General features: G+C 38.3%; 12 protein-coding genes. 6 read left to right on the top strand and 6 right to left on the bottom strand.

The annotated features are described in order from the left end of the window. Positions 1-68: 68 nt before the first annotated feature. Complete coding sequence (locus tag ACWA2B_RS16840) at positions 69-599, top strand: GNAT family N-acetyltransferase (RefSeq protein WP_342434502.1); 531 nt, start codon at positions 69-71, stop codon at positions 597-599. Positions 600-709: 110 nt separating this feature from the next. On the opposite strand, the gene traF is transcribed toward ACWA2B_RS16840, so the two are convergent. Beyond that, entirely contained in the window at positions 710-1,270 is a 561-nt protein-coding gene (traF, locus tag ACWA2B_RS16845; RefSeq protein WP_342434501.1) for a conjugal transfer protein TraF, read from the bottom strand. A 418-nt stretch (positions 1,271-1,688) separates the two neighbouring features. Between traF and ACWA2B_RS16850 the strand changes: the two genes are divergently transcribed. From ACWA2B_RS16850 to ACWA2B_RS16870, 5 genes are all read left to right on the top strand, one after another. Next, positions 1,689-2,711: a S8 family serine peptidase gene (locus tag ACWA2B_RS16850; RefSeq protein ID WP_342434500.1), complete on the top strand. Its 1,023-nt coding sequence runs from the start codon at positions 1,689-1,691 to the stop codon at positions 2,709-2,711. A 326-nt stretch (positions 2,712-3,037) separates the two neighbouring features. Next, positions 3,038-3,772: a LytR/AlgR family response regulator transcription factor gene (locus tag ACWA2B_RS16855; protein ID WP_342434499.1), complete on the top strand. Its 735-nt coding sequence runs from the start codon at positions 3,038-3,040 to the stop codon at positions 3,770-3,772. Continuing rightward, a complete protein-coding gene (locus ACWA2B_RS16860) occupies positions 3,773-5,179 on the top strand; it encodes a sensor histidine kinase (RefSeq protein ID WP_342434498.1) in 1,407 nt (468 codons plus the stop codon). A 179-nt stretch (positions 5,180-5,358) separates the two neighbouring features. After that, positions 5,359-5,502, top strand: a complete 144-nt coding sequence (locus ACWA2B_RS16865) for a hypothetical protein (RefSeq protein WP_449292467.1) — start codon at positions 5,359-5,361, stop codon at positions 5,500-5,502. Positions 5,503-5,558: 56 nt separating this feature from the next. Further along, positions 5,559-5,693: a hypothetical protein gene (locus ACWA2B_RS16870; protein WP_342434497.1), complete on the top strand. Its 135-nt coding sequence runs from the start codon at positions 5,559-5,561 to the stop codon at positions 5,691-5,693. A gap of 343 nt (positions 5,694-6,036) precedes the next feature. Here the strand turns inward: ACWA2B_RS16870 and ACWA2B_RS16875 are convergent, their stop codons facing one another. The 5 genes from ACWA2B_RS16875 to ACWA2B_RS16895 all read right to left on the bottom strand — a co-directional run bounded on the left by ACWA2B_RS16875 (position 6,037) and on the right by ACWA2B_RS16895 (position 12,320). Beyond that, the gene (locus ACWA2B_RS16875; protein ID WP_342434496.1) at positions 6,037-8,574 is read right to left on the bottom strand and encodes an ABC transporter permease; all 2,538 of its coding nucleotides are present in this window, start codon (positions 8,572-8,574) and stop codon (positions 6,037-6,039) included. Beyond that, positions 8,571-9,248: an ABC transporter ATP-binding protein gene (locus tag ACWA2B_RS16880; RefSeq protein WP_342434495.1), complete on the bottom strand. Its 678-nt coding sequence runs from the start codon at positions 9,246-9,248 to the stop codon at positions 8,571-8,573. Before ACWA2B_RS16880 ends, ACWA2B_RS16875 begins: the two co-directional genes overlap by 4 nt. 279 nt (positions 9,249-9,527) lie before the next feature. Continuing rightward, complete coding sequence (locus tag ACWA2B_RS16885) at positions 9,528-9,746, bottom strand: helix-turn-helix domain-containing protein (protein ID WP_446723107.1); 219 nt, start codon at positions 9,744-9,746, stop codon at positions 9,528-9,530. 266 nt (positions 9,747-10,012) lie between these two features. Then, positions 10,013-11,065 (bottom strand): radical SAM/SPASM domain-containing protein, encoded by a 1,053-nt coding sequence (locus ACWA2B_RS16890; RefSeq protein ID WP_342434494.1) that lies wholly within the window; start codon positions 11,063-11,065, stop codon positions 10,013-10,015. Positions 11,066-11,087: 22 nt separating this feature from the next. Beyond that, a complete protein-coding gene (locus tag ACWA2B_RS16895; protein WP_342434493.1) occupies positions 11,088-12,320 on the bottom strand; it encodes a radical SAM/SPASM domain-containing protein in 1,233 nt (410 codons plus the stop codon). Between the last annotated feature and the right edge of the window lie 31 nt (positions 12,321-12,351).

Here is a 12,351-nt window from a genome sequence, read left to right on the forward strand (position 1 = left end):
AGATACAATAAAGCCCAATAAGGCCCAATATAGATAGAACGAATTTTATTATAAAAGGAGTGTACTCAATGTATACGGATAAGGATTTAACGATTAGGCCTGTTACAGAAGAAGACCTGCCGGCTCTTTGGACGTTAACTTTTAAGGAAGAAGCACCGGAATGGAAGCAGTGGGATGCACCTTATTATGAACATAAGCCACTTTCTTTTGAGGAGTATTTAAAAGAGAAGGAAAAGCGAATCGGGCAAGATGACTTTTGGATCATTGAAGTGGAGGGTAAGGTCATTGGATCGGTTAGCTACTATTGGGAGCATCAGCCTTCCCAATGGCTTGAAATGGGGATAGGTATCTTTGATTCGCGGTATTGGAGCGGTGGGTACGGTACGAGGGTGCTTCGACTGTGGATCACGCATTTGTTTAATACATTACCTCTAGTAAGAGTGGGCTTTACAACCTGGTCAGGAAACCATCGGATGATGAAGGTGGGGGAGAAACTGGGCATGACCCTCGAAGCCAGGCTTCGCAAGTGCAGATATTATGATGGAGAGTATTATGATTCGATCCGAATGGGGCTTTTACGGGAAGAGTGGGAATTGTGATTAAATTTTAAAGTATAGAAGACTCGCAAGAAGGACGCTTTTTTCAAAGAATTCCATCTTGCGAGTCAAAGTTTCAATGATTTGGATCGATCATTTTGAAATGCGAAAGGTTACTGAGGACAATTGGCAAAAATAGTTAGCAATTCATCCGCATTTGGTCCTGTGCCCACTTGTTGAACAACAACTTTTCCTTCTTTAATATAGGCTAATGTTGGGGTACCTTGTAAATTGATATGATCTCTAAGAAATTGCCCAATGATTGGTCCCCAGTCCCCACCATCCATGTTGTAATAATAGATAGGTTGTGATATCTGAGAAGAAAATTCTTTTAAAATGGGAGAGAATTCACGACAATAGTAGCAGCTGGGTCTGCCTATATAAAAGTAAAAACCTTCTCCCGAGTTGAATTTGTCCATGGTTTCATTCGCATTCAGTCTAGGCAGATCTTTTACATTATTCTCGTATTCTTCAACAGTCGGATTATTGTCATTTTGCTCTATCGCCGTAGAATTCTTATATTCTGCGTTATATTTATTGTCATTTTGCTCTATCGCCGTAAAATTCTTATGTTCTGCAGCATAGTTAGTATCATTAGCAATGAAAAAGCTTGTCAAACACATACAAAATATAAAAGCTATTTTGAACGGTAGAAATTTTTGTTTTTTTATCATAAGGAACCTCCAAATTATTTTTTTTTGCGTGATTAACTAATTTTCCGGACATATAATTATTTTGATTATCACCTTCTTAAAATATTTATACGGAGCCTTAACAGACTATTGAGATTAATTGCTTCCAGATAGCCTGTATTCTTAAGTTGTAGTTAATCTATGAATAAGGTTACTACGGTTGATCTATGTAGAAATATTACTGTAATAATCAGCGCATATTGTGTCATTTTTCGTCTTGCTGAATACTCTAGTAACTCGTAATTATAAATGGTCAGCATTGAAATTTTAATACATTTTTATCGGAAATTTGCTTTTTATAGCATTAAATTGGTTATTTTATCACTTACACATTCTATATCAAACTAAAGTGCTAATTTATATATAGCATTCTATAAATTTGATAGGATAGGTGAAGACTATGTTTAACAACAAACAAGTAGTCATAATTGATACTGGAATAGACATGACGAATCGTAGCTTAAGTAAACATGTTATAGACGGAGTGAGATTTCAATATTCAGGAGACGAAATTATCGAGGATAATGATTTTCAGGATGACCATGGGCATGGAACTTCTGTGGCAGATACGATTGTGCAAATTTTTAATGAGGCTCAATTTTACATCATAAAAATAGCAAATGAAGAAGGGAAAACGAGTACCAGACTCTTGCATGTGGCGTTGAAGAAATGCCTTAATCTGAATATTAAATATATATGCATAAGCATTTCCGTTACTTCAGAAGGATACTATCAGCAACTTAGCCAAATTACACAGCAGTTAGTAGATCAAAATAAACTTATTTTTGTATCTGTAAAAAATGGTAGTCAGAGTAGTTATCCAGCTAGTCTGCCTACTGTCATTGGTGTAAATGGGCAAATGTTTTGTTCAATTGAGTCATTTTTATTTTCAAAAAATAAAAAGATCCAAGCCGTATTTGATGAGGCACCAATTTTTGTCTATACACTTGCCGAACGGTTTACCTTTTTTAAAGGTACTTCTAAAGCGAATGCTCTTTGTGTGGGGAGAAGTATGCAACTGATCTCTTCTGAGGTGACAAACTCTGTCTTTTATAATGAAGATATTACGTTTTCAGAGGTTAATGATATTCTTGAACGCAGTGCTTTGGAATATGAGGTGACAGTACCTGAATTTAAACCTATCCTTGATGCTGATGTGGATAGTAATTTAGTAGAAAAATTTGGCAGGTATATAGAAAAAGCGATTTATGAAACCACTAATCTTGAAATTGATATCCATTCTTTATATAAAGGTCCTTTTATTTCTGAGTTAACTGGAATAACTTTTAATAATTTTGGTGATTTTTGGAGTAGCTTAGAAAAAGAGTTGAATTATACCTTAAAAGATTATCACAATATACATATATTAAATGTATGTTCTCTTGTTGCATTGTTGAAGTACTTGGAGGAGCTAGGTATTTAATCGAATTAAGATGTTTGAAATCTATATTTTTAGTATTTAAATAAAAATATAGAAAATGTATTTATTTAGAAAAAATATTTGATTATAGAAAACTTTAAATGGTATACTATATATGTAATTAGTAAGCGCTATATAATAAATAAGATTAACTTTGAAACTACATAATAAACCCAGCAAAGAGGGGATTAGAATTGTGCTGGGCATGACCGGAAATCATACTGTTCCTTGCAACTAAGAATTAATTCATTGATGTGAAGATCATAGGTTAACTTATACACGATACTTTACAATTAAGAATGATTAATGTATGTAGGGATGTGGATCCGATGTTAAACATCGCTTTGTGTGATGATACAAATGTGGAGCTGGCCCGGGTGGAGAAGTTTACATTAGAATATCCTTTTACCAAAGTAGAAGTTGATACTTTTGGAAGCGGGGAAAAATTGCTGCAATATGTAGCTAGGAATAAAGCTGAATACAATATTTATCTGCTTGATATTGAGATGGCGGATATGGATGGTATTAGTTTAGCCAAAAAAATAAGAGAATTTGACAATAAAGCTGTAATTATCTTTGTAACCAATTATGACGAATACATGCCAGACGTATTTAAAGTACAAACCTTTGATTACATACTGAAACCTGTGAATAAAGAAACCCTTTTTGAGGTTCTTCAAAGAGCTGATCACTATTTACATAGTTCACATAGTTATTTTGAGTTTAGCTATGAACGAAATAAGCTCATTATAAACGAAGATGAAATTATGTACTTTGAGAAAAGTGGGAGGGCTGCTCATATTTATACAGAGACAAAAGAATATAAGTGTAATCAGACAACTTCACAAATACTTGCTCAACTTGATCCGATGGCTTTCACTCAGATTCATGCTTCGTATATCATTAACCTGAAATACGTTGTGGGAATAAAATGTGAAAATATTATGATGAAACGGATCGTAAATGGCGAAATTCAGGAAACTTATTTGGAACTACCGATCAGTAGAAAGTATAAAAAAGATTTTAAACAAAAAATGATGAATTATATGAGGAAGAGATTCTAATTGGAAAGAGTCATGTTTGATTTTATACTAAATTCTTTTGATATTTTCATTATAAGTAGATTTCTGAATAAAGTTTTATTTACTAAAAAGGGACTTTCGACGGAGAAAATCTGGCTGTTTACGATTGCATTAATAGGTCTGACAGTAGTCGGTATGTACTTTTTGAAAACAACATTTGATGTTATGCTAAATGTTGTTCCAGTGTTCACTATACTTTGTTTTTACCCAAAAAATCATATAACAACAAAACTGTGTTGGGGTACAGTTGTAATTGCAATTGAAATCTTATCTGTAGGAGTATGTTGCGCCATCATGAATGCTTGTTTTCCAAATGTACTCCTTACATCAGATAATGTATCTTATTATTACGAAGCGGGTGCTCTCCTCTCAGAAATCAGTAAATTTTTCTTTTTTTTATGGGTCCCTTTACTTTTTAAAATAGATGTTTATAAAAGAGAAACTACTCTGCATTATTTATACATGTGTTTGTTTGCAGTTCCTATCATAACTCTTTGCATGTTGTGCAGTCATTTTGATTTGATTTTAAGATCAGGTAAGAACCCAAATGAGTGGTTAAGTGTAATTTCTATGATTGGTGTTTTATCAATCAATATCATCATGTTAATTATTTATGAACAATTAAGCCGAATGTACGGCGAAATGATAGAGCAGGAATTATTAAACTTCAATCTTAAAGCAGAAAATAAACACTATGATAATCTGGAGAAATCGCAAAAAGAAATTCGGAGAATCAGGCATGATATGAGAAATGAACTGTTGACCTTAAAAGGATTGCTGAAAGAAAATAATGTTGAGGCAGCAGAGGGGTTTATAGAAGAAATTCTCTCAGATATTAAATGTACTGAAACTCAGAAATATTCACCGAACAATGTACTTAATTACGTACTCACGGAGAAAATAAATTTGGCTACTGAAAAAAACATTTTAGTGAATGTTGATAGTTTTCTTCCAGGAAAATTTTCTCTAAATAATAATATTATAGCCGTTGTATTTGGTAATTTGCTGGACAATGCAGTAGAGGGTTGTGACAAGATAACCGAAGGTGAGAAAACAATGGACATAAAAATAAAATATCACGAAAGGCAGCTTTATATAGAAATTTCCAATACTTTCAATCCGGGGTTCATAAATAGTGATTTTATAAGTAATAAAAAGAATAGAAGAAACCATGGTTTTGGATTGAAAAGTGTCAAGCAGATCGTAAAAGAAAACTCGGGAATCCTGGATATAAGGACTGTAGGAGATAGGTTTTATGTCAATATTATATTATGGGACTTATATGATGATGTCTGTAAAATAGATTGTGTAAACTCCCAAAACCATTACAATGAAAATCAAAGAAAGGTTGGGGAGCGCACATGGGATTTTGAACGAAACAGCAATTGAGAAAATTCATCAAAGAGAACAAGCTAGTGACGGCTCAAGATGCACGAGTTCTGGCTTAGCCTACAAGAGCTGAAAAACCGGAGCGTTCAGGATATTCCCATTACTTGTGCGGGCCACTAACGGGCTTCTCTCAAGCGATTATATCCCCAGACGGAAATTCCAAAATATTTGGCAACTTGTTGGACAATGCAATAGAAACATGTGACAAGATATTCGAGGGTGAAAAAACAATTGATATAAAAATAAAGTATCATCAAAAGCAAAACTTTGTATCGAGAAAAATGGTCTTTTATGTCAAAAAATACGTCGATTTGTACAGCTGAGATATTAGGAAGCATTTTCGATGTAAAATAGAAAGAGGAAAGGTGGTGAGATGATCATGGAAAAACTCGAAATTTTAGCAGCAGTAGATTTTGATATGGAAGTGCAAGGTATTTGTGATGATGGTTCGTGTTTGTATGATTGTGAAACACCAGACGGTCATTGTGATGCAGTTGTGGTAAGGTTCTGGTAATAAGAGCTACTCAAGGACTTATTTAAATGATTAACGACAAAAAGGAGAGGTAGAGATACTTCTTCTTTTTGCGTTCTATGGGTTTGCCTATAATTTCGTGTAACTATTTCAATGAATCCCCCCCGAGGGGACTCGCGTTTCTAACGCAAGTGGTCGCCTACGCTGACCGGAAAGAAGACAGAAAGCCGGAGAAGTATTTGCATCCTAGCTCGCGGCTGTCCATTTGCGTGTGATATAGATCGTCGTCAGAGCCCAAAATACTGTTGAACAACTAAGAAATGGCCCAGCCAGAAGTTTTGGCAGGGCCATTTCTTTTGCTGACCAGGCAAAAGAAATGGGATATTTATTCTGCTGTTCGAAGTCGTTCCACGATACTTTTCCCACCGCTCAGAGAATAAATTGCGAGAGGAAGACATATCCCAAATGCCAACAGAACAGGCAACACGGCGATCAACGGCCAGACTATAAAGTGATAACTCATAAACCACATTACGTTACTCAAGGGTTTCGCAACCAAGACGGAAAATAGGCTTCCTAATAAGATGGAACATATGCTGGTGCCGAGTACAAAGTACAGCCCCTCATAAATGAGCATTGTCTTTAATTGTTTGTTGGTCATGCCGATGCTTTGCAGTATAGCAAATTCTTGGCGGCGGGTCAAAATGCTGGTTAGAAGCGCGTTTGCAAAATTAAGGATGCCAATCAAACCAATAATTACGCTGAGCGTACCGCCGATCATCACAATGGTATTTTGCATACCTGAAAACTCTCTCATTACGGTAGATTTGGATCGATAGTCCATCACTGGCTCCTTTGTTTCGGTATAGCTCTTCAAAAAGCTCTCCATCGTTTTTTCTTTACTGTTGGATACATTAAAGGCATAGCTCATCACCACAGGCTTCTTCACAAGCGTTTTGTAGATATCTGCCGGGAGGTAGAAGTTAGCATAACTAGCACCGGCTATATTCAAATTGGTTCTCACGCTAACATGACCAAGCACTGTGAATTCATGGCTAGTATACTCTTGATTCAGCGAAGCTTTTGCTGTACCCATATAGTTATGAAGAGTAATCTTTTCACCCACCTTATATTTTGCATTTTCCAAATGCGGCTTGTTATTGTCATCCAGGTCAACGTTCTCCAGAATGTACTTCCCCGATGCCAGCTTACCATAATCAAGCTCACCGTCAATTAATTGTAGTCGATGAAGGGGTAACTCTTCCAGCCCATATGCTATTATAGGCAAGTTACCGTGAGCGTCGGTTTCGTACCCCTCTTTGTTCTCTTTATACTCGACAGTGAGTACATTACTGCCACTGTACAATCGGCCGCCTTCTTCAAAACCGGGTTGTGCCTGTACGGCCTGAATATAGCTTTCCGTCGTCGCGTTGTCAGGGCCGGTGAAATGTTCTTGAAAATAATCAGCATGCGCAATCAGAAAGTCAGTATCATGAAATTTTGACAAATACTTATCCATATCCATATTCTGGGATAATGTGAATGCAGTGTTTAGTAGCACCAGACTTAGAGAAAGACTGATCACCACCAAAGTGGTCCGCTTCTTATTGCGCCCCAAGTTGGCGCGAGCCATCAGTGGCATTTTAGCACCGTTGGTCGATTTTTTCAGTTTGTTCCTGCCCTTTGTCTTGGCGCCTCCGTCTACGTACCTTACCGCCTCGACCGGAGACACAGCCGCAGCAATCCTGCCTGGTTTAAAGGTGCTAATGATTACGGTAATCACAGCGAACAGAGCGGATCCGATAAAAATCCATGGGCTGGGGGACACGGTTACCTCGGTATTTGAGTGCATAGAAGTGTTCATAAGCAGTGGAACAAGCGATTTGCCGACAAAAAATCCTGCTAGCAGGCCGATGGGAACCCCGATCAAAGAAAGAAATAATGCCTGTCTGCGAATGATCCGGCGGATTTGCTTTCTGCTTGTGCCGATGGTTTTTAGAAGACCGTAGAAACGGATATCGCGCATCACCGAGATTTGGAAAATATTATAGATGATCAAGTAGCCGGTAAATATGATCAGCAGCAGACCGGAAGCCAGGACAAGGACGGTTCCCGGATCCGAACTGAAATTGGTGGAAAGATACGACCAGTTAACATTATTGTTAATATAGTTCGGCGCATTTTTGTCAAGGGAATAACCGCTTTCTATAATCACTTTATTAAGCTTTTCCTGCAGGTTCAAGCTGTTATCAAACATGATGTTCGCATTGATGACTCCGGTCTGATCATTGTCTTGCTTATATGTGCTGCGTAATTCTTCGGCATGAGCATCCACATAAGCTTTAGAAGCAAAGATTTGACCTGCGTTAAACACGGGGTCACTCTTCCACCAGCCGGAGAGGATAAAGTCACGCTGCACCTTTTTGCCGTGGATCTTAAGCTTCAGGGTCAATGGGGCGCCCTCTTTCAGGGGAATACCCAGTAACTGCAGGGTAGTGGAGTCCGCGATAACTTCATTTTCCGCCACCGGTTTGTGGCCTTTTTCCAGCACAATAAATCCCTGCTTCAGCCCTACATCGTCATAATACCAGAACTCCGTATGGCGCTTTAAAAATTGCTCGTTTGTCACCTTTTTACTTAACAAACGGCCATACGCTATCTCCTTAATAAGAGGGTGGTCTTTGACACGATTAAATTCCTCATCCGTGAGATATTTGAGTAGAGCATGCCCCCCCCCACCGGCCTGCCGCATCGTTGCCTGCTGCAAGCTTTCCATAGTGCCAAGCCCCATAGTAAACAGGGTTGTAAATAACAAGGCGGTTAAGGCAATAGCGATGATCGCAATAATATTGCGGGTTTTATTCACTTTAAAACTTTTATCTGATAAATTACGAACCGCCTTATTGTTTTTTACTTTGATCATCTGATCGCACCGCCAACCATTTTACCGTCCTCAATGCGGATGATGCGGTCCGCCATCTGCGCGATTTCTTCATTGTGGGTAATCATCACCATCGTTTGGCCGAACTGCTGGCTGGATACTTTAATCAACCCCATGACATCCAGACTGGTTTTGCTGTCCAGGTTGCCGGTAGGCTCGTCGGCCAAAATAATGGCTGGTTTCGCCGCCAGCGCTCTTGCAATGGCTACCCGCTGCTGCTGTCCCCCCGAAAGATTGCTCGGTAGATTGTTTAATTTGTTCTCAAGACCCAGCGTATTTGCAATTTTGGCCAGATAGGCTTTGTCCGGTTGTTTCCCATCCAGTTCAATGGGGAGCACAATATTCTCGTAGGCATTTAAGACTGGAACTAGATTGTAATTCTGAAAAACAAAGCCAATCTTTCGTCTGCGGAAAATGGTCAATTCTTCATCTTTCAGGGAATAGATATCCTTGCCGTCAACGGTGACGTTTCCGCTTGTCGGCCGATCCAGCCCACCGAGCATATGCAGTAGGGTGGACTTGCCGCTGCCGGATGTACCAATGATGGCCACAAATTCTCCATTGTCTACCTCCATGTTTACTCCGTCCAACGCATGAACCGCCATATCTCCGCTGCCGTAAGTTTTTCTTAGCTCTCTGGTTTCTAATATCTTCATTTTGCTCTCCTTCTAACAAAAATGTCTGTATCGTAGTTACCTACAGTACAGACATTATCATAATAATCTTTCCACAATCTTTCTGAAATCTAACAGTGTTGAAAGATTTATTTGGGCGGAGTGAAGGGGGTAAAGAATCTACAAAGAACAGTACTTGGTTGAATAATTCTTAAATAAAGTGAATAACTCCATCGCCTGGCGACTGCTTTGATTAATTAGCCTGCACGTTTCGGGACTTACTGATGTTGGCTTCAATTATGGTCTAGCTTATTCTTCCGTTCATTTCCCCACGGACGCAGCGGCCTTACGTCGTTGTTGATAGGCCTGTTCTGAGGTACTCGCTCTTATGCACCCCTCCTCCGAATGACGATGGATCTCTGGGCTTACTGTAGCGTGATGCCGTCCGATTTTACGAGCGATGGCTCTCGCGCTCCATCCTTGTTGATGGAGGATTTTTGGCTTGCTACGTTCGATTATGCTAAGATGTGAGTAGCTCATGGTGTGATTATCCTTGTGTAAGTGGTGTAGGCAGCTTCATTTTACACGAATCAGGCCACGAGCCTTTTTTATTTCCTTAGCAGGTGTCGCACTTCATATAACAATCCTTATTTTACAAAAAATGGCTTGAAGCGTAGCCAAGAAAAGCAATTGGCCATACTTCAAGCTATGGAACAAGAGTTATTACAAAGCAAGAGAGGAGGAGTTTGACCAGTGTTTATTTATGCTGAAGTGATCATACCAATTACATGCAGGTATACTTATCATCAGTTATTTGATTTTAGTGAGAATTTTTCCAATATATAGTCATAACTCTTTACGGTAGAATAGTGTATTTTTTGAGCTGTACAGAATACGGGGGAGGATTTGTAGAAATTTTCAGTTTGAATTTTGTTAATAATTTTACACATTTTACTTCGGCAGTTGTTATACATAGCACACTTTGAACAGACTCCTTCATCTCTCTGATTGATTTTATCTAAATTTGATAAACGGGTATCATTTAAACCAGTAAATACACTGCCCATTGCGAATTCGTCGTGTCCTACTGCAAGAATACAAGGGTATAGTTTTCCATCACTGGAGATATGAAAGCTTGTATGACAACCATCACAGATACCTCTTGGTCGGAAATATTCATTCTTGAAATTGTATAAAAAGTACTGCGCTTTGGTAAAATCCTTTTTAACCATGTGGGAAAAGATTTCGTTGAGATTCTGCCGATAGATCTCCATAAGCTCTTTGTCCCAATTCATATCATCTTCATCCAGAGCGAATGCCACAACCGGACAACCTTTCTCATGAAGATAAATATAGTTGTCAGCCAGATGTGAAACGTTGTTGGGCGTGACTGTCATTCTCACCCGGTAAAATTGGGCTTGGCTGTTTAAATAGTCAATCGTTTTAATGACGCGCTCATAACTGCCCTGTCCATTTTTGTACACTCTATTGATATCGTGGCTTTCCTGCTTTCCATCCACGCTTATGGTTAATTCAACCTGACTTGCGACGTAATCAAGCATCTCTTTATTGTAAGTCGTACCGTTTGTTGTCATTGTAAAAGCAATGTTTCCAGGGAATTTGGATTTTAATTCTTCAATAAGAAAATAAATGATCGAATAATTAAGCAGCGGTTCTCCGCCATGTAAGCCTATATGAATTTTGTCTTTATGTTTTGCAGGATTTGCAGCAAGTGTTTTTTCAGTAAATTCAATAGCTTTGGTAGCGGTTTCCTGATCCATTGTTTTTGGAGCTTTATTGACGTAGCAATATTTGCATCTCAAATTGCAATCTTCGGTTACCCAATAGGTAAAATTCATTTCGTACTCTCCTTATCGTGATCTAGTCTTTCCACACAAGCTGTTGAAGTTCTGCTTTTTGTTTTTGACATACCGTATCAAACAGCTTTTTGTTTTGATGTAGAAAATGGATATTGCTGATGCAATGGTGACAAAATAAATTAACGTCACAGTCCTTACAGGATTCAACATTCCAGGGTCTTACACGATCAATGGGAGAATAGTCTGTTTTTAAGTTTCCGTTAGTTATGAGTTCTACTAAATTTTCATCAAATACATTTCCTAACACAAAATCTTCCGACTCCATTAATCCTCCACATGGGTAAATATTACCATCCCCTCCGATAAACAGTTCCCTTTTTCCTGGCGAACATAATCGACAATGAAGATCTTGGGAGGCAGTGTCATCTATAAAGGATTTTTCAGGAAAAATTTCTTCGCTGTGTACTCCTGCTCTGCCTGCTGGTGTTAAGATACGAACGATGGGCTCCACCTTTAATTGCTCACACAGTTTAAGGAACCGTTCCCTTCCTCCATCAAGGGTATAGTTGGTAATCGTCATCGATAAAGCGATTTTCTGTAATCCCTTACTCTGAAGCAATTTGATACTTTTTATTACTCTATTAAAAACGCCTCTGCCTCTAATTTTTGCGCAAGTTTCTTCATCATACCCATCTACACTAAAGGAAACCTTATCAACATACTTAAGCAGCTGTTCACCGTTCTTTTCAGAAATAAAAAGACCATTCGTTGATAGCAAAATAACACCTTCAAACTTGCGTCTTAGGTGGGCCAAAATGTCCATGATATCCATACGCATCATAGGTTCTCCGCCGGTCACATTAATAGCCTTGGGCTGAAGCAAGACGAGCTGATCAATAAGTTCTTTTATTTTTTTTGTTGTTAAAGCGTCGGTGAACTTGATATCAGCGGAAGCGCTGCAATGTTTACATTTCAGGTTGCATTTATTCGTCAATGCCAGATACACGACATCTAAGGATTCTTTATAGATATTGGTTAACTGGTTCTCAGTTAGAATACATTCGATATTCATTAATCCATGAAAAAGGTTCTTTAAATTTTTAATGACTTCAGCGTGCGGTGAACTTTCCGTGGGGGTGAGGAACAACTCGGTTTCTCCTGCATCTACCATTTCCTTCAGTGCATGATAATAAGATGTAGATGTTTTCAGAAAATTACCTGTTTTTGTATTAGCAATAATGGCTTGATTGTTATGAAGCAACTCACGCAAGTAAGGATTAAAAACGTACTTCATGATCGATTCCCCTCTCATGCAATCTATTTCC

It is taken from the genome of Paenibacillus sp. CMM36 (genome assembly GCF_053570945.1).